Origin of the sequence: Microbacterium sp. Bi121 (assembly GCF_918698005.1) — a bacterium.
Lineage (GTDB): Bacteria > Actinomycetota > Actinomycetes > Actinomycetales > Microbacteriaceae > Microbacterium.
The window spans coordinates 81312-101141 of sequence record NZ_CAKKLJ010000002.1; the positions used below are offsets into that span (position 1 = coordinate 81312).

Sequence of the window (19830 nt, forward strand, 5' to 3'; positions counted from 1 at the left end):
GCGCGAACTGGTTCCTCTCGACGCGCCCGAGCCATTGTCTCTCGAAAAGCTGAGTGAGGCCACCCCTGTGGAGAACTCGCATACAGCTCGCCGCAATCCGGGCATCGGCGCGCGTGGGCGCGGTTCAGCGGATGCGCGCTCCGGTCTGCACGTGCCTCATCTGCAGGTTCTCGTCGAGCAGCACGGCGTCGCCGAGGAACCCGGGAGCCAGTTGCCCGAGCTGGGAGTCGAGTCCGATCGCCCTCGCCGGGGTCGAGGTGAGCGCGCGCACCGACTCGACCAGCGGGACGCCGGCCTGGACCGCCCGTTGCAGCGCGACGTCCTGTGTGAGCGTGGATCCGGCTATCGAGCCGGTATCGTCCGCTCTGGCGACCCCGTCGGTCACCGTCACTCTGACTGCACCGAGGTCGTACCGTCCGTCTGCACTGCCGGCCGCCGCCATGGCATCCGTCACCAGCGCCACACGCCCGGGTGCGGAATCGAACAGCAGCTTGATGACCATCGGGTTCAGATGGATGTTGTCGGCGATGCCCTCCAGGACCACCCGGTGATCGGCGGCCGCGGTGAGGACGGGCCCCGGTGCGCGGTGATGGATGCCCGGCATCGCGTTGAACGCGTGCGTGAGGATCGTGGCACCAGCGTCGAACGCGGCGGCGGCCAGCGCGGCATCCGCGCTCGTGTGGCCGACGGCAGCGGCAGCACCCGACGCGACGATCATTCTGATGGCGTCGATGCCGCCAGGCAGCTCCGGGGCGATAGTGACCTGTCGCACCGTGCCGCGCCCGGCGTCGAGCAGCCGCTGCACGTCGGCCGCAACCGGCTCGCGCAGCAGCGACGGCTCGTGAGCGCCGTGATGCGCCGGGTCGAGGAACGGGCCCTCCAGGTGCGAGCCGAGAATGTCGGCATCCGTCTGCATGAGATCGGCGATCTCGCCGACCTTCCGCGCCAGGTCGTCGAGCGGTGCAGTGACGAGCGAGACCACGGCGCGCGTCGTGCCATGGGCGCGATGCAGGTCGCGCGCGGTGCGGATCGCGGTGACGGTCTCATCGAACGACGTGCCGTCATCGAAGGAGACGCCGCCTCCGCCGTGACCGTGGATGTCGATGAACCCCGGCGCGAGAACGGCGCCCGCGCCGGCGATGACGGTCGCATCCAGCACGGTGTCGGCATCCGGCCGGACGGCACCCGTGCCGACGGCAGCGACCACGCCGTCTTCGAAACGGACCCACGCGTCCGCCGTCTCCGCGCCGTCGCTGATGAGCCGGGCCGAGTGGATGACGGTTGAGACCATGAACAAAACCTACCGCGCACGGGGGAGTCCGCTATGCTCGAACGGTCGCGACTGGCGTCTGGGTGGGTCACCACCGGGGAGCGACCGTTACGGAATTCGACCGCGCGCCTGGGCCGATGACATCCATTCCCGATGGCAGCTTCCGCAACGAAAGAAGAGGACATGACTGATCCGTACTTCAACGCCCCGCTCTCCGAGGTCGATCCCGAAATCGCCGAGGTCCTCGACCGCGAGCTGAACCGTCAGCGCACGTTCCTCGAGATGATCGCGTCCGAGAACTTCGTACCCGTCTCGGTGCTGCAGTCGCAGGGCTCCGTGCTCACCAACAAGTACGCCGAGGGCTACCCCGGCCGTCGCTACTACGGCGGCTGCGAAGAGGTCGACATCGCGGAATCCCTGGCCATCGAGCGCGTGAAGTCGCTGTTCGGAGCCGAGTTCGCGAACGTCCAGCCGCACTCCGGCGCCACCGCCAACGCAGCCGTCATGCACGCCATCGCCCGCCCCGGCGACACGCTGCTCGGCCTCTCGCTCGACCACGGCGGACACCTCACGCACGGCATGAAGATCAACTTCTCCGGCCGCCTGTACGACATCGTCGCCTACGGCGTAGACCCCGAGACCTCGCTCGTCGACATGGACGAGGTGCGCCGCCTCGCGCTCGAGCACAAGCCGAAGGTCATCGTCGCCGGCTGGTCGGCGTACCCGCGTCAGCTCGACTTCGCCGCCTTCCGCGCGATCGCCGACGAGGTCGGCGCGTACCTGTGGGTCGACATGGCGCACTTCGCCGGGCTCGTCGCAGCCGGCCTCCACCCGAACCCCGTCCCGCACGCGCACGTCGTCTCGTCGACCGTGCACAAGACGATCGGCGGGCCCCGCTCGGGCTTCATCCTCTCGAACGACCCCGAGATCGCGAAGAAGATCAACTCCGCCGTCTTCCCCGGCCAGCAGGGCGGGCCGCTCATGCACGTGATCGCCGCCAAGGCCACGGCGTTCAAGCTCGCAGCGACGCCCGAGTTCAAGGACCGTCAGGTGCGCACGCTCTCCGGCGCGAGCATCCTCGCCGACCGTCTCACCCAGCAGGATGTCGCGGACGCGGGCATCGCGGTCCGCTCCGGCGGCACCGACGTCCACCTCGTCCTCGTCGACCTGCGGGATGCCGCGATCGACGGCAAGCAGGCCGAGGATCTGCTGCACGACATCCAGATCACGGTCAACCGCAACGCGGTCCCGAACGACCCTCGCCCGCCGATGGTCACCTCTGGCCTGCGCATCGGCACCGCAGCGCTCGCCACCCGCGGGTTCGGGGATGCCGAGTTCACCGAGGTCGCGGACATCATCGCGCTCGCGCTGCTGCCGGGCGCTGACACGGCTGCCCTGAAGGCCCGAGTGGTGCGCCTCGCCGAGGCGTTCCCCCTGTACCCCGACCTGCAGCAGTAGTAACCGCCCGCGAAACACCACTTCGAGCGTGAGACACCACGACTGACGTGAGACACCACGACTGAGGTGGTGTTTCGCGTCCAAAGTGGTTTTTCATCAGGGATTCGAGAGGAATACGACACATGACCGCGCAGATACTCGACGGCAAGGCCGCGGCGGCGGAGATCAAGAGCGAGCTCGCAGAGCGGGTCGCGGCGCTGCGTGCGCGGGGGATCATCCCCGGCATCGCCACAGTGCTCGTCGGGGCCGACCCGGCGTCGCAGCTGTACGTCGGGATGAAGCACCGCCAATCCGAGGCGATCGGGATGAACTCCATCCAGCGCGAGCTGCCGGCTGATGCGACGCAGGCCGAGGTCGAGGACCTGATCGACGAGCTCAACGCCGACCCCGACTGCCACGGGTACATCGTGCAGCTGCCGCTTCCGAAGCACATCGACACCGACGCGATCCTCGAGCGCATCGATCCGGCCAAGGATGCCGACGGTCTGCACCCGACCAACCTCGGTCGCCTCGTGCTGAACGTCAACGCGCCGATCCACACGCCGCTGCCGTGCACACCGCGTGGCGTGATCGAGCTGCTGCTGCGCAACGACTACGACCTGAAGGGCAAGCACGTCGTCGTCGTCGGTCGCGGCGTGACGATCGGACGCCCTATGGGCCTGCTGCTGACCCGTCGCGACATCAACGCGACCGTCACTCAGGTGCACACCGGAACGCCGGACATGAGCCCGTATCTGCGTCAGGCCGACGTGATCGTCGCCGGAGCGGGCGTCAAGCACCTGATCCGCGCCGAGGACGTCAAGCCGGGCGCTGCTGTGCTCGACGTCGGTGTCACGCGCGAGGACGATCCGGAGACCGGCAAGAGCAAGGTCTTCGGGGATGTGCATCCTGATGTCGCCGAGGTCGCCGGCTTCATCTCGCCGAACCCTGGTGGGGTCGGCCCGATGACCGTCGCGCTGCTTCTGACGAACGTCGTCGAGGCCGCGGAGCGGTCGGTCGGCGCGCGCTGAGCGTCACGATCCGCTGAACTTCGCCCGATCTGCTGACGAAATCGCCGAGAAAGTCCGCAGATCGGGAACGCATCCGCAGATCGGACCGCGAACGCAGCCCTGAGGGCTACAGCTCGTCGAGCATCCGGCGCTGCTCGGGCGTCAGCCCGTCGTTCAGCTCGTCGCGCCCGATCTTCGATTCGGGCGAGGTCGAGGTCGACGATGCTGCACCCGACGACGGGGCGGATGCCGCGGCATCCGATCGCTTGATGCGAGCCGAGACCGAGCCGATGACCTCGCCGGTCTTGGCCTCGATCCTGTCGTCGATCTGGTCGTAGACGACCCAAGCGATCAGCAAGTAGATCGGCGGCAGCACGTAACCCCAGAACCAGCCGCTGACGTCGACTCCGCTGAGCAGAACCGTGAGCACCCAGACGATGAGCTCGACGACGAAGACGAGCACGTACTGGACGACCTTCTCGCCTACCCGCGTGCGGGTGTCAGCCGACCTGGCAGCGGCACCGCGGAACGCCTTCAGCAGTGCGGGCTTCAGGGCCAGTGTCGCGAGTGTGAGGATGACGGACGCCCACAGCGCGTTCCAGCCCACGCTGACGCTGCGCATGAGCAGTCCGATCAGCAGCAGGACGACGACATTGAAGACGTACAGCGATGCTGCGCGGATCAGCCAGTTCTTCATGCGATCAGCCTTGCACACCAGTACCGACGGCGGCACCCGTGTCGGATGGACTCAGCCGCCGTGACTGCCCTCGATGCCCGTGATGCGCGCTTGCTCGTCGAAGCGGAAGGTCGCGGAGCCCGAAGGGTCGCTGACGGTGGCGCCGCTGAACGCCTCGTCAGTCCACTCCATGTTCCAGCCGGCCAGGCGTGCGGCATCCCATACCGAGGAGCGGGCGTCGCCGAGGTCGAGCGACGACAGCAGCCGGGGTGCCTTGGTCACGGCCTCGGCGAGCGTCGTCTGCGCGATCGGTGCATCGAGCAGGAACACAGCGCGCGTGCCGCCGCCGATCGGTGCCGAGTAGTACGGAGAACGACCGGTGATCTCGACCGCGATCGTGCCGATCTGATGCGCGGTGTTCGCGATCCAGGTCTCGAGGTCGTCGCCGATGTCGGCGGGGAACGGCACTTCAGCCTGCGCCAGCTCCTCAAGTCCGTACTGGGTGCCGTAGTCGCGCAGCTGCGCCGCGACACCCTGCGGGTCGCCCTGCGGGTGCGCCCATGCCCAGAGCATCGAGCGCGGCCCTGGTGCGATCGTCGCGATCAGGTGCGGGCGGGTGACGATGGTGCGCGTCGGGTCCGCTATCGAGCTGAAGGTCAGGGTCCCTGCATCCATGTCAGCATCCCAGCGGTGCTCGCCGAGGGCGTCGACGGCGTCGGTGAGCGCGTCCTGGCGCAGTGCGGCGAACAGGGCGGCGCGATCGGCGAGTGGCTGGAGTGCTGCGAAGGTCATGCGAACAGTCTGGCCGCAGATCCTATGAGTCCGCCACCTCCACCGTGTGGGCCCTCCTGCCCATCCGCCACACGCTGGGCACGGCGAGCGTGGCCACGGCGCACGCCGCGTAGAGCACGCCGGAGGTCACCAGGACGACGCCGACGTCCGCGTGGGTGATGAGCCATCCGTAGATGAGGGTGCCGATCGGCATCACCACGAAGCTGCCGAGCATGTCGTAGCTGGAGACGCGCGAGAGCTTGTCGGTGGGCACGTTCTCCATGAGGGTGACGTTCCAGCCTGTGCTGAAGACCTCGGCACCGGCACCCGCGATCAGCGCGGCGATCGCGAGGAGCACGACGGCCGGGTGGATGCCGAGCATGGTGAGCGGCACGGCGAAGAAGGCCATCCCGATCATGCCGAGCCGAAGCGGCCGGCGCAGCGGGAACCGCATGAGAACGACGGTCATCAGCAGCACGCCGATGCCCTCGGCGCTGACGACCCATCCCCAGCCGGTGATCCCCAGCCGGTCGTCGTTCTTCGCGATGTAGGGGCCTGCGACGCCCCACGCGCCGACGTGGATCGCGTTCATGATCATGAAGGCCAGGACGATCACCCAGAGCCAGGTGCGGCTGCGGAACTCGTCCCAGCCGGTGCGAAGGTCCCGAAGGAATGTCGAGCCCTCGTTGCGCGGCGGTGGCGGCAGCTTCACGAGTGCCAGCACCGGGATCGCGACGACCCATCCGCCGACCTGGACCACCATCGCCCACGCCGGACCCTCTGTCGCGACGAGGACGCCGGCGATGACCGGCCCGCCGATGGTCACCGCCGATCGCACGAACGACAGCATCGCGTTGGCCTGCTGCAGGTGCTCCGGCTTGGTCAGCTGCGGGATGATGCCCTGCATCGCCGGCAGCACGAAGGCCGTGGATGCTCCGTTCACCGCAGCCAGGCCGACGAGGAGCGGGATCGTGGCGGTCTGGGTGAACAGGAGAGCGGCGACGGTGCCCATCGACAGGATGTCGAGCACGTAGCAGCTCTGGATGATCAGGGCCCGGGGGAGCCGGTCGGCCACGACTCCGCCGAACAGCACGAAGACGATGTTCGCGACCGTGAACGCGGTGAGGACGTACGAGAGCGAGAGGGCTTCGTTGTCGACCTGCAGGACTGCGAAGGCGAGCGCGATCGACGACATCGATCCGGTGATCAGCGTGATCGCACGGGCGATGAAGAACCACCGGAATCCTGAGTCCTGCATCGCGCCGAGCATTCAGATATCTTTTCACCCCTTCCCCGGCGCCGGGGGACGCGGCCGGGGGTACCGCGCCATAGACTCGCAGACGATGATGACCCCGCGATCCGGCCGCCAGTTGGCCCTCTCCCACCACGACTACCAGGCCGAGATCGCCACTGTCGGCGCCACCCTCCGAGCGCTGCGCCACCGCGGCCGCGATCTCGTCGTGCCGTTCGACGCCGACGAGGTCCGTCCGGCGTACCGGGGCGCGACGCTGGCGCCCTGGCCCAACCGCATCGTCGACGGCCGCTATCGCCTCGGCGATGTCGAGCTGCAACTGCCGCTGACCGAGCCCGAACGCGGCCACGCCCTGCACGGGCTGCTCGGCTGGGCCGACTTCGCCGTGCGCACGACTCTCGACAGCACGGTCGAACCCGACCGCGTCGTTCTCGCGGCGACGATCGAACCTCAGACGGGTTATCCGTTCCGCGTCGAAGTGGAGGTCGAGTACCGCCTCGACGACGACGGTCTCTCGCAGACCGTGACTGCCCGCAACCTCGGGGCGGATGCCGCGCCCTGGGGCACCGGCCCGCATCCGTACCTCGTCGGCGGGCCGGGGAACGTGGACGACTGGACGCTTCTGCTGCCGGCATCCGAGGTCCTGACGGTCACCGAAGACCGACTGATCCCCACCGGCGTCGAGCCGGTCGACGCGCACCCCGAGTGGGACTTCCGGATGCCGCGGCCGATCCAGGACGTCTTCATCGACCACGCCTTCACCGGACTCGACCGCACGGATGACCTCGCCGAGGTGCGGGTGACGGCATCCGACGGCACCGGCGTGTCGATGAGCTGGGACCGGGGCTGCCCATGGGTGCAGATCCACACGGCCGACAACCCGACGTTGCCCGCAGCGCACCGCGCAGGGCTCGCCGTCGAGCCGATGACCTGCCCGCCGGATGCCTTCAACTCCGGTGTCGACCTGGTGACGCTCGCGCCGGGCGACGCGCACTCCGCCTCCTGGCGGATCAGGGCGATCTGATGCGCAAGAACTGGGCGGGCAACCTCACCTACCGGGCAGCGGAACTCGCCGAGCCCGCCTCCGTCGACGAGGCGCGCGAGCTGATCGCCCGCAGCCGCTCGATCCGTGTCCTCGGCACGCGGCACTGCTTCAACGACATCGCCGACACAGCGGGCACGCAGCTCAGTCTCGCCGGCCTGCCCCCGGTGATCGAGGTGACCGAGGCGCGGGATGCTGTGCGCGTCGCAGGCGCCCTGCGCTACGGCGACCTCGCGCCGGTTCTCGAGGCGCAGGGGCTCGCACTCGCCAATCTCGCGTCGCTTCCGCACATCTCGATCGCGGGCGCCGTTGCCACCGGAACGCACGGATCCGGCGACCGCACCGGATCGCTCGCGAGCGCCGTCCGCGCCGTCTCGCTCTTGACCGCCGACGGCGGCGTTCGCACCGTCACGCGCGGGGAGGCGGACTTCGACGGCGTCGTCGTCTCGCTCGGCGCGCTCGGCGCCGTGCTCGACGTCACCCTCGACCTGCAGCCCTCCGTGCCGTACGCGCAGCACGTGTTCGAGCATCCGCGCTGGGACGCCGTCCTCGAGGACCTCGACGCCGTCACCAGTGCCGGAACGAGCGTCAGCATCTTCTCGACCTGGCAGCGCACCGATGACGCCGATCAGATCTGGGTCAAACAGGCCCAGCCCGATGCCACGCGCGACGAACGCGAGGCCGTGATGGCGCGCCTCTCGGCCGCAGCGGCCACGCACCGGCGGCATCCGATCCTCTCCGAGCCCGCCGAGGCGGCCACCGAGCAGGACGGCGTCCCGGGACCCTGGTTCCTGCGCCTCCCGCATTTCCGTATGGACTTCACGCCCTCGGCCGGCGCCGAGATCCAGAGCGAGTACCTCGTGCCGCGCGCGGATGCCGTCGCCGCGATCGAGGCCGTGCGGGCCATGGCCGACCGGATCGCGCCGCTGCTGCTCGTGAACGAGATCCGAACGGTACAGGAGGATGACCTCTGGCTGAGCTCGTCATACGGCACGGATGCCGTCGGCCTGCACTTCACCTGGCGACCCGACGAGCCGTCCGTCCGGGCCCTCCTGCCCGAGCTGGAGGCTGCGCTGCCGTCGTCCGCTCGTCCGCACTGGGGCAAAGTGTTCACGCTTCCGGGCGACGAGGTCCGTGCCCGCTACCCGCGGTGGGACGACTTCGCGCAGCTGCGGGATCGCCTGGACCCCGAGCGGAAGTTCGTGAACGACTACCTGGAGCGGTTCGGCCTCTAGAGAGTGCGTCTCCAGTGGGTCTGCCTCTAGCTGGTGAGGGCCGCGGCCTGCCGTGCGGCGCCCAGCGCCACGTACTCGGCCGGCTCCGGCACCTCGACGGGCACACCGAGCACGTCGGGGGCGATCCGGCGCACGGCTTCGGACTGCGCACCGCCGCCGATCAGCATGGCTCGCTCGAGGGGGATGCCGAGGTCGCGGAGCGCCTGCATTCCGGCGCCGAGTCCGCGCAGCATCCCCTCGACGGCGGCGCGTGCGAGGTTCGGCCTGGTCGTCGAGGACAGCGTCATGCCCGTGAGCTCGGCCGTGGCATCAGGCAGATTCGGGGTGCGCTCGCCCTCGAAGTAGGGCACGAGGGTGAGCCCGCCGGCTCCGGATTCCGCCTGCAGTGCGAGTTCACTGAGCTCGTCGAGTTCGACGCCGAGCAGGGATGCCGTCGCGCTCAGCACGCGCGCGGCGTTGAGTGTTGCGACCAGGGGCAGGAAGTTGCCGGTCGCATCCGCGAACCCGGCGACTGTGCCCGTCGGGTCGGTCACCGGCCTGTCGCTCACTGCGAAGACGGTGCCCGAGGTGCCGATCGACACGACCACGTCGCCGGGCTCTGCTCCGAGACCGAGAGCGGCTCCGGCGTTGTCGCCGGCTCCGGCGCCGACCAGGCGGCCATCCGCGTCGCGCACGCTCTCGTCGTGTCCGAGCACCCGAGGGAGGATCGCGTCGTGCCCGAGCGCCGTGATCAGCAGCTCACGGTCGTACTCGCCGGTGGAGGGGTTCCAGTAGCCGGTTCCCGAGGCGTCCGAACGGTCGGTGACGAGCTCGTCGAGGACGGGGTTGTCGGGTCCGAATCCGCGCAGGCGCCAGGTCAGCCAGTCGTGGGGGAGTGCTACGGCCGCGACGCGGGCGGCGTGGTCCGGCTCGTTATCGCGCAGCCAGCGGAGCTTGGTGATCGTGAAGGATGCCACCGGCACGAGCCCGGTGCGCGCGGCGAGCTGCTCCGCTCCGAACTCCGCGACGAGATCGGCCGCGGCATCCGCTGACCGGGTGTCGTTCCACAGCAGGGCGTCGCGGATCACCCGACCGTCGGCGTCGAGCGCCACCATCCCGTGCTGCTGTCCGCCGATCGCCCACACGGCGATGTCGCTCAGCCCGCCGGCATCCGCAATCGCCGACTGCAGCGCCTCCCACCACACCTCGGGGTCGACCGATGTCCCGTCAGGATGCGACGCGCGACCTGTGCGCACGATCGCGCCGGAGGCGGCGTCCACGACGACGACCTTGCAGGACTGGGTCGAGCTGTCGACCCCCATCACGAGTGCCATGTTCGGCATCCTTTCATCGCATTGCCGAGACCCCGTCGTATCGTCGACACCCCGTCTTCGTGACGTCTGCACGACGGGGTCTCGACGCGAAGACGGGGTCTCGGCGAAGAGGAGGGCGGTCGGGTCAGCGTGCGCCGAGGAGGTGCTCGGTCGCGAGCTGCTGCAGCCGCACGAAGCCGAAGCCCTTGCCACCCAGGTACGCGTCGGCGTCGAAGTCCTCGAACGCGCTGCGGTCGGCGAGGAAGTCGTCGTACGACTCTCCGGGGTTCAGTGTCGGCGTCGAGAGCTCGTCGACCTTGGCTGCCGCCAGCGCCTCCTGCACCTCGGGGTCGGCGCGGAAGGCCGCTGCACGCTCCTTGAGCAGCAGGTAGGTGCGCATGTTCGCAGCAGCCGAGTCCCACACGCCCTTCTCGTCTTCGGTGCGGCTCGGCTTGTAGTCGAAGTGACGCGGGCCCTCGTACGCCGGGACCCCGCCGGGGCCGCCGTTCTCGAGCAGGTCGACGAGTGCGAAGGCGTTGTGCAGATCGCCGTGGCCGAAGACGAGGTCCTGGTCGTACTTGATGCCGCGCTGGCCGTTCAGATCGATGTGGAAGAGCTTGCCGTGGTACAGCGCCTGGGCGATGCCGGCGGCGAAGTTCAGGCCCGCCATCTGCTCGTGCCCGACCTCGGGGTTGAGTCCGACGAGTTCGGGCCGCTCAAGCGAGTCGATGAACGCGATCGCGTGGCCGAGCGTGGGCAGCAGGATGTCGCCGCGCGGCTCGTTGGGCTTGGGCTCGATCGCGAAGCGGATGTCATATCCCTTGTCGGTGACGTAGTCGCCGAGGAGGTTCACGGCCTCGCGGTAGCGCTCGAGCGCCGCGCGGATGTCCTTTGCCGAGTCGTACTCGGCGCCCTCGCGGCCGCCCCACATGACGAACGTCTTGGCGCCCAGCTCTGCACCGAGGTCGAGCTGACGGAACACCTTGCGCAGCGCGTAGCGGCGCACATCCCGGTCATTGGAGGTGAAGCCGCCGTCCTTGAACACGGGGGCGCTGAACAGGTTCGTGGTGACCATCGGGACGATGAGGCCGGTGTCGGCCAGAGCGCCCTTCAGCCGGTCGATCTGGTTCTGTCGCTCGGCGTCGGACGACCCGAAGGCGAACAGATCGTCGTCGTGGAACGTCAGGCCGTACGCGCCGAGCTCGGCGAGCTTCTCGACGGCGTGCACGACGTCCATCGCCGGGCGGGTCGGTCCGCCGAACGGGTCGGTGCCGTTGTACCCGATCGTCCAGAGGCCGAAGGAGAACTTGTCGTCGCGGGTGGGGGTGGGCATGGCTGCTCCTCTGCAAGCGGATGGACGAATATAAGTTGTGAAACACAACATATAGCATCCGCCGAGCGTCCGCAATCGCGTCGCGGCGCGCCAGAAGCCGAGACGTCAGGCGTGCGGCGGTGCGGTGGATTCGCGCACCACGAGCGTCGTGGGCATCCGGATCGGCTCGGGATCGTGGCCCTGCAGCACATCGAGCAGCATCCGAACCGCTGCCGTCCCCATTTCGGGAAGGGGCTGGCGCACCGTGGTCAGCTGCGGCACGTGCGATCCCGCGTCGAGGATGTCGTCGAAGCCGACGACCGACAGGTCGGAGGGCACACGCAGCCCCCGTTCGGCGGCGACCCGCATCATCTCGATGGCGGAGAGGTCGTTCGCCGCGAAGACGGCGGTCGGTGTGTCCGCGAGGTCGAGGATGGCGTTCGCTCCGGCCGTCGAGTCGGCGGCGCGATAGCTGCCGTCGACGACCAGGGTGGGGTCGAAGGGGATGCCGGCTGCCTCGAGCGCACTGCGGTAGCCCTGCTCGCGCTCCCTGGCGGATTCCAGGTCGGTGCGTCCGCGCAGGTGCGCGATGCGGCGGTGCCCGAGGGAGATGAGGTGCTCGGTGGCCGCCTGCGCCCCCTCGACGTTGGCCACGGTCACGGTGGCGGCGTCGGCGGCGCCGACATGAGGGTCGACCGCCACGATGGGCACCGACGTCTGGGTGGGGGTGGTCGTCGGCGTCACGAGGATCGCGCCGTCGATCAGTGTTCCGCCCAGCCGCGAAAGCGACCGCCGCTCCCAGCCCAGGTGCTCGCCGGCTGAGACGCTTCCGGCGTAGGCGAGCACGTCGTAATCGGTCGTCTCGAGAGCGGTGGAGACGCCGCGCAGCAGCTGCAGGGCGAACGGCTCGAACTCGGCGACGAGCACGCCGATGACGTTCGTGCTGCGCCGACGCATGGATGTCGCGACGATCGAACTCTCGTATCCGAGGTCCTCCACGATTCCCATGACGTGGGACAGCGTCTCGGGGGAGACGCCGTATCGGCCGTTGATCGCCTTGGACACGGTCGCGACCGAGACTCCGGCAGCGAGAGCGACATCGTTGATCGTGGTCCGACGGTTCATGGCATCATGATATCGGGATTGTAGAAAACGTTATCGATATCGATTGACACGCGCCGGGATCTGGTGTCAGAGTTGGCGCACAGCATATTGGTGTTGCTGGCAACAAATTGGCAGTGGGGCACCCTCCCTCCGCCGCATCCCACCGCTCGACGCAGCGGTGCAATCACTCGATGAAGAGGAGACACGGCAATGAAGACGCGCAATGCACGGGCCGCAGCGGCAGCCGTCGCAGCCCTGATGGCAGTCGGGCTGACCGCCTGTTCCGGCGGATCAGGCGACGCAGGCGATGGCGGCGAGACCACGCTCACGATGTGGCACAACTCGACCACCGGCCCAGGCAAGCAGTACTGGGAAGACGCCGCGGCGGCCTTCCACGACGAGAACCCCGAGGTGACGATCAAGGTCACGTCGATCCAGAACGAGGACATGGACGGCAAGCTGCAGACCGCCGTCAACTCCGGAGACATGCCGGACATCTTCATGGCGCGGGGTGGAGGCAAGCTCGCCGACATCGTCGGGGCCGGCAAGGTCAAGGACCTCACCGACCTGATCGACGACGACGTCAAGACCGCGTTCGGCGACGCGCCGTTCAGCGCCTTCACCGTCGACGGCAAGGTCTACGGGATGCCCAGCGCTGTGCTGCCCGGTGGAATCTTCTACAGCAAGGATCTGTTCGAGCAGGCCGGCATCTCCGCCGAGCCGACGACGATGGACGAGCTGGGAGAGGCCGTCGACAAGCTGAAGGACGCGGGCATCGCGCCCATCGCCCTCGGCGCCAAGGACGCCTGGCCTGCTGCGCACTGGTACTACTTCTTCGCGGTCCGCGCGTGCGACGAGGACATCATCTCGAACCTCGCGACCAACCCGGACTTCAGCGACGAATGCTGGCTCACCGCCGCGGACAACCTCGCGGACTTCGTGGCCACAGAGCCCTTCAACAGCGGATTCCTGACCACCTCCGCCCAGGAGGGCGCGAACTCCTCGGCCGGCCTCGTCGCCAACCACAAGGCAGCCATGGAGCTCATGGGCGCCTGGGACGTCGGCGTCATCGCCGGTCTGACTCCGGACGAGAAGCCGCTGCCGGATCTGGGCTGGTTCCCGTTCCCCGAGGTCGACGGCGGCGACGGTACGCCCGGCGCCATGATGGGCGGCGTCGACGGCTACTCCTGCTCGACGGACTCGCCTGAGGCCTGCGAGCAGTTCCTCAACTTCATCTCGTCGAAGGAGTGGCAGGAGAACTACGCCGTCGCGTTCCAGACGATCCCCGCATCGCAGGACGCCACCGGCGCCGTGACCGACCCGTCGCTCACGCCGCTGATGGAGGCCTACAGCAAGGCGCCGTACGTGGCACTGTGGCTGGACACCGCACTCGGCCAGAACGTCGGCAACGCGCTGAACACGGGCGTCGTCGAGCTGCTCGCCGGCCAGGGCTCTCCCGAGAAGCTCGTGTCGAAGATCACCGATGCATCGGCGAGGGGCTGAGCCGGGCGATGACAGAGACCCAGGTGATGGCGGCTGCCGTGCCTGAGAGCAACGTCCGCACCGGGGCCGGCGACATGCCGGCCCCGGTGCGCCGCCGCCCGCGCGCCGACTGGCGCAAGCGCGGTGAGATCGCGCTGCTCTCCGGACCCGCGCTGCTGATGTTCATCGGCTTCGTGATCTTCCCGGTGGCGATGGCCGCGTTCTACGGCTTCTTCAAATGGAACGGCTTCGGCTGGCCGACCGAGTTCGTCGGTCTGAACAACTATCTGCTGATCTGGCAGGACGAGTCGTTCCGCGACGCGGTGCTGCACAACTTCATCATCGTGGTCCTCTCCCTCGTCATGCAGGGCCCGATCGCCATCCTGTTCGCCCTGCTGCTGAACCAGAAGATCCGCGGTCGCTCGCTGATCCGCGTGCTGATCTTCATGCCGTACGTGATCTCCGAGGTCATCGTGGGCATCGGGTGGAGCCTGATGATGCAGGATGCGGGAGCGCTGAACTCCCTGCTCGAGAAGTGGGGCCTCGGTGCGCTCCAGCAGTCCTGGCTCGCCGATCCGTCCATCGCGATGTGGACGCTCATGGTCATCATCACGTGGAAGTACATCGGCTTCGCCGTGATCCTCATGCTCGCCGGCATGCAGTCCATCCCGGAGGAGCTGTACGAGGCCGCAGCCATCGACGGCGCCGGCTTCTGGAAGATCCAGTGGAGCATCACGCTGCCGCTGCTGGGACCGACCATCCGCATCTGGGCCTTCCTGTCGATCATCGGATCGCTGCAGCTTTTCGACCTCGTCAACATCATCTGGGGTCAGTACATCGCCGCGACCGCCGGCACATCGACGATGGCGACGTACATGTATCAGAACGGGCACCTCGCCGGCAGCTACGGCTTCGGCAACGCGGTCGCCGTCATGCTCTTCCTGATCTCCCTCGTCATCGCACTCGTCTACCAGCGCTTCGTCCTGCGGCGCGACACGGAGGGCGCTGTCACCGGCGCCAGCGGAAGGAAGCGCTCATGACGACCGACAGCCTGAGCACGTCGCTCGTGATCCAGCCGAAGCGCCCCGACGGCCGGCGGCGCGCACCCCAGGTGCGCTGGGGCAGTCCAGGCGTGTACCTCATCGCGATCGTGCTGATCACGATCTGCATCACCCCTGTGCTGTACATCATCATCGGCGGGTTCCGCACGAACGCGCAGATCACGGTCGACCCCTCGGGCTTCCCCACTCCGTGGGAGGTGTCCAACTACGGCGACGTGCTGGCGAGCTCCGAGTTCTGGAGCGCGATGCTGAACTCCACCATCGCGGCGGTGGGCACAACGGCCGGTGCCGTGCTCCTCGGCCTCATGGCGAGCTATGTGATCGCGCGATACGACTTCGGCGGTCGGGGCGTCATGTACGCGCTGTTCGCCGCAGGACTGATGTTCCCGATCACGGTGGCGATCACGCCGCTGTACCTGCTCATCCGCAACCTCGGCCTGGTGAACAGCCTGGCCGGGATCATCCTGCCGCAGATCGCTTTCGCGCTGCCGACGACGATCATCATCCTCGTGCCGTTCCTCCGGGCGATCCCGAAGGAGCTCGAAGAGGCGGCAGCCATCGACGGAGCATCCCGACTCGGGTTCTTCTGGCGGATGGTGATCCCGCTGAGCCTCCCAGGGGTCATCACCGTCGGCATCCTCGCCTTCGTCGGCTCATGGAACGGGTACATGCTGCCGCTGTTCATCCTCAGCGACCCCGGCCTGTTCACTCTTCCCCTCGGCGTGCAGAACTTCGCCTCGCAGTACTCGGTCGACACAGCGCGCGTGCTCGCGTACACGTCGCTGTCGATGCTGCCGGCGCTGATCTTCTTCAGCCTTTTCGAACGCCGCATCGTCGGCGGACTCACCGGCGCTGTGAAGGGCTGATCTGTGACCAACGCACTTTCGACGGAGACGCCCATGTCCGCGGACATCCCCGCCTACCCGGCCGCTTCACCGCGGGTGAGCGAACTGCTCGCGCGCATGACGCTGGAGGAGAAGGCCGCCCAGCTCGTGGGCTACTGGCTGGATCAGGGCGGTGAGGTCGTCGCCCCCATGCAGAACGAGATGGGTCGCACCGGCGCAGGCGAGGCACTCGCCGACATCACCAGGGACGGCATCGGGCACTACACGCGGGTGTACGGCACCCGCCCGGTCGAGCCTGCGGAGCGCGCCGCCTGGCTGTGGGAGGAGCAGCGCCGTCTGAAGCGCGAGACCCGGCTCGGCATCCCGGCGCTCGTGCACGAGGAGTGCCTCACGGGGCTCGCCGCGTGGAAGGCCGCGTCCTTCCCCACGCCGCTCGCGTGGGGCGCCTCGTTCGATCAGGAGCTCGTCGCCGAGATGGGGGCGCTGATCGGCGAGTCGATGCGCGATCTCGGCATCCATCAGGGGCTCGCCCCCGTGCTCGACGTGATCCGCGATCCGCGCTGGGGTCGCGTCGACGAATGCATCGGCGAAGACCCCTACCTGGTCGGAACGGTCGGAACGGCGTACGTGCAGGGACTCCAGTCCACGGGGGTGCACGCCACGCTCAAGCACTTCCTCGGATACTCCGGTTCACGCGCCGGCCGCAACCACGCGCCCGTCTCGGCCGGGCAGCGCGAGGTGGCCGACATCTTCCTGCCGCCGTTCGAGATGGCGATCCGCGACGGCGAGGTCCGGAGCGTCATGAACAGCTACGCCGAGATCGACGGGGTGCCCGTCGCCTCCGATCCGGCGCTGCTGACGGGGCTCCTGCGCGAGCAGCTCGGATTCGACGGCGTGGTCGTCGCCGACTACTTCGCCGTCGCGTTCCTGGAGGCCATGCACGCCGTCGCGGCCGACCGCGGCGAGGCGGCCCAGCTGGCGTTGACGGCCGGGATCGACGTCGAACTGCCATCCGGGGACGCGTATCTGGCGCCGCTCGTCGATCGTGTGCGATCCGGGATGCTGGACGAGGCGTACCTCGACCGCGCGGTGATCCGCGTGCTGAAGCAGAAGGAAGAGCTCGGTCTGCTCGACGAGGACGCCTTCGAGGGGCAGCCGCCGCAGGACGTCGACCTCGACAGCCCGCGTCACCGCGCAGTCGCACGCCTGTTGGCGGAGGAGTCCATCGTGCTCCTGTCGAACGACCCGATTGCGGGCTCGGGCCCCGTGCTCCCGCTCGCCGCGTCCGCGAACCGCATCGCGCTGATCGGTCCGAACGCCGACCGTGCCGAGGCTCTGCAGGGCTGCTACTCGTTCGCCAATCACGTGCTGGCGCACCACCGCGGATACGAGGTCGGGTTCGAGATTCCCAGCGTCCGGGAGGCGCTCGTCGAAGCGCTGCCAGGCGCGGACATCGTCGTCGCTCGAGGCTGCGACGTCGAGGGAGACGACCGATCGGGGTTCGATGAGGCAGCCGCTGCGGCTGCCGACGCCGACGTCGCGATCGTCGTCATCGGCGACCAGGCAGGACTCTTCGGCCGTGGAACCGTGGGCGAGGGGAACGACGTCGACTCGCTCGAGCTTCCCGGCGTGCAGCGAGAGCTCGTCGAGCGTCTGGTCTCGACCGGAACGCCGATCGTCATGGTCATGCTCACCGGGCGGCCGTACGCGATCGGCTGGGCGCTGGACGACGAGGACGCCCGCCCGGCGGCCGTGCTGCAGTCGTTCTTCCCCGGCGAAGAGGGCGGCCGTGCGATCGCCGCGATCCTCACCGGCGCGGCATCCCCGTCCGGGCGGCTCCCCGTGAGTCTTCCCCGGTCGGCCGGAGCCCAGCCGTACAGCTACCTGCATCCGATCCTCGGCGGGGCGTCGGACGTCACCTCGGCGGACTCGACTCCCGCGCGGCCCTTCGGTTTCGGGCTCTCATACACCTCGTTCGCGTACGACGACCTGGCGGTCGACGAGCACGCGGGCACCGACGGACGGTTCACCGCGTCGGTCACGGTCACCAACACGGGCGACCGGCCCGGTACAGACGTCGTCCAGCTGTACGCGCGCGACCGCGTCGCCTCGGTCACCCGGCCCGTGGCTCAGCTGCTCGGCTATGCGCGCGTGAGGCTGGCTGCCGGGGAGTCGCGGCGTGTGAGCTTCGACGTGCCGACCGCGCGCCTGGCGTTCACTGATCGCCGCGGAGTGAAGACCGTCGAACCAGGCGACGTCGACGTGTGGGTCGCCTCGCATGCCGCCGCCGCGTCGTCCACGACGGAGATGGATGCCGCGACCGGCGGTGTGATCTCGAACTCGCGCGGCCGCGACCACCGCGAGGTCCCCGGCACGGCCACGCCCCGACGGACCGTGGTGCTCACGGGCGATGTGCATGAGGTCACGGCCGGAGACGCGCGGATCGTCGAGGTCGTTCAGGGATGATCAGAGCGTCCAATCCGATCCTCCCGGGGTGTCACCCCGACCCGTCGATCTGCCGGGTCGGAGACGACTACTTCCTGGTCACCTCGACGTTCGAGTACCTGCCAGGGCTGCCGATCATGCACTCCCGCGACCTCGTGCGCTGGGAGACGATCGGCCACGCCATCGATCGCTCAGGGATGCTGGACTACCGTGGCATCCCTTCGTCCGGAGGGCTCTACGCGCCGACGATCCGGCACGACGGCGAGCGGTTCTGGATCGTCTGCACGCTGGTCGACCCGACGGATGCGACCCGCGGCGGGAACTTCGTCATCACCGCGGCGGATCCCGCCGGCCCATGGAGCGACCCGGTCTGGCTGGATGCCGACGGGATCGATCCGTCCGTCGCGTTCGACGAGGACGGCCGGGTGTGGATGCACGGAACCCGTCTCGCCCGCGACCCGCAGTGGCACGACCAGACGGAGGTCTGGGTGCGCGAGTACGCGCGCGACGAGCGGGCCCTGGTCGGCGATGAGCACGTCATCTGGCGGGGCGCCGTGCACGGAGCCGTCTGGGCCGAGGGACCGCATCTGTACCGGATCGACGGGCGCTGGTACCTGATCGCGGCCGAAGGTGGGACGGAGTTCCACCACGCCGTGAGCGTCGCGCGGGCGGACTCGGTGACCGGGCCGTACGAGGGCACGCGGTCCAATCCGGTGTTCACGCATCGTCACCTCGGGCGAGGCGTGGACGTCATCGGCGCCGGTCACGCCGACCTCGTCGAGGCGCCGGACGGATCATGGCACGCGGTCATGCTCGCCATGCGGGCTGCCGACGGGCATCACTATCCGCTCGGACGGGAGACGTTCCTGTGCCCGATCGCGTGGGAGGACGGCTGGCCGGTCTTCGCGCCGGGGCTCGGCCGACTGCCCGACAGCATCGAGATCCCCTGGGCGGATGCCGCGGCCCCCGCGGGGAGCTGGCAGCCGGACGACCGGCGGCCCGGCGTCGTCGAACCGGGCGATGCGCGATGGACGTCGTTGCGCGCTCTGCCGAACGACATCGCGACCGCGGATGCGCACGGGTCGTGGGTGCTTCCCGTCCGTGGCGAGACGCTTGCGGATGCCGGCACCGTTGCCTTCGTCGGCATCCGGCCGCAGCACGCCCAGGTCGACGTGACCGGCACCATCGACGTGTCCGGGCTCGCGGACGGCGAGCGGGCCGGCCTCGCCGTCCGGCAATCGGAGCAGGATCACGCGACCGTTCAGGTGACCAGGACGCACAAGGGACTCGTGGTTCGGGCGACGCACTGCCGTGGCGGAGTGGACACGGTGCTCGCCGAGCAGGTCGACGACGCGACGGATTCCGTGGGCCTCGGTGTGCGCGTGCGGGACTACTCCTACGAGCTCGTCGCCGGTGGAGAGGTGCTCGCCGCTGTCGACGGTCGTGAGCTCGACGCGTCATCCACCGGTGGTTTCCTCGGCGTCTGGCTGGGAGTCTTCGCGACCAGTGACGGTCTGCCGCCGAGCGGCACGGTGCGACTCGACGAATTCCGTTACGAGCCGCGCAGAGATGCCACCGCCGTGCCGATAGCCTGAG

The 19830-nt window shown here is 68.8% G+C and carries 16 protein-coding genes and 1 riboswitch; of the genes, 9 read left to right on the forward strand and 7 right to left on the reverse strand.

Features of this window, described 5'->3' with window-relative positions; all coding sequences use genetic code 11:
* Window positions 1-124: 124 nt before the first annotated feature.
* Window positions 125-1291: an N-acetylglucosamine-6-phosphate deacetylase gene (gene nagA / locus LQZ87_RS03080; protein WP_230101995.1), complete on the reverse strand. Its 1167-nt coding sequence runs from the start codon at window positions 1289-1291 to the stop codon at window positions 125-127.
* A 37-nt stretch (window positions 1292-1328) separates the two neighbouring features.
* Window positions 1329-1412, forward strand: a riboswitch (ZMP/ZTP riboswitch).
* 41 nt (window positions 1413-1453) lie between these two features.
* On the opposite strand from nagA, the gene glyA reads away from it, so the two are divergent.
* Both glyA and LQZ87_RS03090 read left to right on the forward strand, forming a co-directional pair.
* Window positions 1454-2728 (forward strand): serine hydroxymethyltransferase, encoded by a 1275-nt coding sequence (glyA, locus tag LQZ87_RS03085; protein WP_230101996.1) that lies wholly within the window; start codon window positions 1454-1456, stop codon window positions 2726-2728.
* 122 nt (window positions 2729-2850) lie between these two features.
* Window positions 2851-3738 carry a bifunctional methylenetetrahydrofolate dehydrogenase/methenyltetrahydrofolate cyclohydrolase gene (locus LQZ87_RS03090; protein ID WP_230101997.1) on the forward strand — a complete coding sequence of 296 codons (888 nt, stop codon included), beginning with the start codon at window positions 2851-2853 and terminating at the stop codon, window positions 3736-3738.
* 106 nt (window positions 3739-3844) lie between these two features.
* On the opposite strand, the gene LQZ87_RS03095 is transcribed toward LQZ87_RS03090, so the two are convergent.
* From LQZ87_RS03095 to LQZ87_RS03105, 3 genes are read right to left on the reverse strand one after another with little or no spacing between them, the layout of a single operon-like run.
* Window positions 3845-4414 carry a hypothetical protein gene (locus LQZ87_RS03095; RefSeq protein WP_230101998.1) on the reverse strand — a complete coding sequence of 190 codons (570 nt, stop codon included), beginning with the start codon at window positions 4412-4414 and terminating at the stop codon, window positions 3845-3847.
* A gap of 51 nt (window positions 4415-4465) precedes the next feature.
* The gene (locus tag LQZ87_RS03100; RefSeq protein ID WP_230101999.1) at window positions 4466-5185 is read right to left on the reverse strand and encodes a DUF6882 domain-containing protein; all 720 of its coding nucleotides are present in this window, start codon (window positions 5183-5185) and stop codon (window positions 4466-4468) included.
* 22 nt (window positions 5186-5207) lie between these two features.
* Complete coding sequence (locus LQZ87_RS03105; protein ID WP_230102000.1) at window positions 5208-6422, reverse strand: MFS transporter; 1215 nt, start codon at window positions 6420-6422, stop codon at window positions 5208-5210.
* 85 nt (window positions 6423-6507) lie between these two features.
* Between LQZ87_RS03105 and LQZ87_RS03110 the strand changes: the two genes are divergently transcribed.
* Both LQZ87_RS03110 and LQZ87_RS03115 read left to right on the forward strand, forming a co-directional pair.
* Window positions 6508-7440 (forward strand): aldose 1-epimerase family protein, encoded by a 933-nt coding sequence (locus tag LQZ87_RS03110; RefSeq protein ID WP_230102001.1) that lies wholly within the window; start codon window positions 6508-6510, stop codon window positions 7438-7440.
* Complete coding sequence (locus LQZ87_RS03115; protein WP_230102002.1) at window positions 7440-8693, forward strand: D-arabinono-1,4-lactone oxidase; 1254 nt, start codon at window positions 7440-7442, stop codon at window positions 8691-8693. Before LQZ87_RS03110 ends, LQZ87_RS03115 begins: the two co-directional genes overlap by 1 nt.
* Before the next feature lie 26 nt (window positions 8694-8719).
* On the opposite strand, the gene xylB is transcribed toward LQZ87_RS03115, so the two are convergent.
* The 3 genes from xylB to LQZ87_RS03130 form a co-directional block, all read right to left on the reverse strand.
* The gene (gene xylB, locus LQZ87_RS03120) at window positions 8720-10006 is read right to left on the reverse strand and encodes a xylulokinase (RefSeq protein ID WP_230102003.1); all 1287 of its coding nucleotides are present in this window, start codon (window positions 10004-10006) and stop codon (window positions 8720-8722) included.
* A 124-nt stretch (window positions 10007-10130) separates the two neighbouring features.
* Window positions 10131-11318: a xylose isomerase gene (xylA, locus tag LQZ87_RS03125; protein WP_230102004.1), complete on the reverse strand. Its 1188-nt coding sequence runs from the start codon at window positions 11316-11318 to the stop codon at window positions 10131-10133.
* 105 nt (window positions 11319-11423) lie between these two features.
* Complete coding sequence (locus tag LQZ87_RS03130) at window positions 11424-12422, reverse strand: LacI family DNA-binding transcriptional regulator (protein WP_230102005.1); 999 nt, start codon at window positions 12420-12422, stop codon at window positions 11424-11426.
* 189 nt (window positions 12423-12611) lie between these two features.
* Between LQZ87_RS03130 and LQZ87_RS03135 the strand changes: the two genes are divergently transcribed.
* The 5 genes from LQZ87_RS03135 to LQZ87_RS03155 all read left to right on the forward strand — a co-directional run bounded on the left by LQZ87_RS03135 (window position 12612) and on the right by LQZ87_RS03155 (window position 19829).
* A complete protein-coding gene (locus LQZ87_RS03135) occupies window positions 12612-13904 on the forward strand; it encodes an extracellular solute-binding protein (RefSeq protein ID WP_230102006.1) in 1293 nt (430 codons plus the stop codon).
* A gap of 74 nt (window positions 13905-13978) precedes the next feature.
* Window positions 13979-14923: a sugar ABC transporter permease gene (locus LQZ87_RS03140; RefSeq protein WP_230102327.1), complete on the forward strand. Its 945-nt coding sequence runs from the start codon at window positions 13979-13981 to the stop codon at window positions 14921-14923.
* Window positions 14920-15810, forward strand: a complete 891-nt coding sequence (locus tag LQZ87_RS03145) for a carbohydrate ABC transporter permease (RefSeq protein WP_230102007.1) — start codon at window positions 14920-14922, stop codon at window positions 15808-15810. Before LQZ87_RS03140 ends, LQZ87_RS03145 begins: the two co-directional genes overlap by 4 nt.
* 33 nt (window positions 15811-15843) lie before the next feature.
* Window positions 15844-18255 carry a glycoside hydrolase family 3 N-terminal domain-containing protein gene (locus tag LQZ87_RS03150; protein ID WP_230102008.1) on the forward strand — a complete coding sequence of 804 codons (2412 nt, stop codon included), beginning with the start codon at window positions 15844-15846 and terminating at the stop codon, window positions 18253-18255.
* On the forward strand, window positions 18252-19829 hold the full coding sequence (locus tag LQZ87_RS03155; RefSeq protein WP_230102009.1) for a glycoside hydrolase family 43 protein: 1578 nt from the start codon (window positions 18252-18254) through the stop codon (window positions 19827-19829). Before LQZ87_RS03150 ends, LQZ87_RS03155 begins: the two co-directional genes overlap by 4 nt.
* Window position 19830: the final 1 nt, after the last annotated feature.

Bases quoted from the DNA above. Each gene is read 5' to 3' on its own strand.
- LQZ87_RS03095 (WP_230101998.1), bottom strand. From the start codon at position 4,414: ATGAAGAACTGGCTGATCCGCGCAGCATCGCTGTACGTCTTCAATGTC.
- LQZ87_RS03105 (WP_230102000.1), bottom strand. From the start codon at position 6,422: ATGCAGGACTCAGGATTCCGGTGGTTCTTCATCGCCCGTGCGATCACG.
- glyA (WP_230101996.1), top strand. From the start codon at position 1,454: ATGACTGATCCGTACTTCAACGCCCCGCTCTCCGAGGTCGATCCCGAA.
- LQZ87_RS03135 (WP_230102006.1), top strand. From the start codon at position 12,612: ATGAAGACGCGCAATGCACGGGCCGCAGCGGCAGCCGTCGCAGCCCTG.
- LQZ87_RS03130 (WP_230102005.1), bottom strand. From the start codon at position 12,422: ATGAACCGTCGGACCACGATCAACGATGTCGCTCTCGCTGCCGGAGTC.
- LQZ87_RS03115 (WP_230102002.1), top strand. From the start codon at position 7,440: ATGCGCAAGAACTGGGCGGGCAACCTCACCTACCGGGCAGCGGAACTC.
- LQZ87_RS03150 (WP_230102008.1), top strand. From the start codon at position 15,844: ATGTCCGCGGACATCCCCGCCTACCCGGCCGCTTCACCGCGGGTGAGC.
- LQZ87_RS03090 (WP_230101997.1), top strand. From the start codon at position 2,851: ATGACCGCGCAGATACTCGACGGCAAGGCCGCGGCGGCGGAGATCAAG.
- nagA (WP_230101995.1), bottom strand. From the start codon at position 1,291: ATGGTCTCAACCGTCATCCACTCGGCCCGGCTCATCAGCGACGGCGCG.
- xylA (WP_230102004.1), bottom strand. From the start codon at position 11,318: ATGCCCACCCCCACCCGCGACGACAAGTTCTCCTTCGGCCTCTGGACG.
- LQZ87_RS03100 (WP_230101999.1), bottom strand. From the start codon at position 5,185: ATGACCTTCGCAGCACTCCAGCCACTCGCCGATCGCGCCGCCCTGTTC.
- xylB (WP_230102003.1), bottom strand. From the start codon at position 10,006: ATGGCACTCGTGATGGGGGTCGACAGCTCGACCCAGTCCTGCAAGGTC.
- LQZ87_RS03140 (WP_230102327.1), top strand. From the start codon at position 13,979: ATGCCGGCCCCGGTGCGCCGCCGCCCGCGCGCCGACTGGCGCAAGCGC.
- LQZ87_RS03155 (WP_230102009.1), top strand. From the start codon at position 18,252: ATGATCAGAGCGTCCAATCCGATCCTCCCGGGGTGTCACCCCGACCCG.
- LQZ87_RS03110 (WP_230102001.1), top strand. From the start codon at position 6,508: ATGATGACCCCGCGATCCGGCCGCCAGTTGGCCCTCTCCCACCACGAC.
- LQZ87_RS03145 (WP_230102007.1), top strand. From the start codon at position 14,920: ATGACGACCGACAGCCTGAGCACGTCGCTCGTGATCCAGCCGAAGCGC.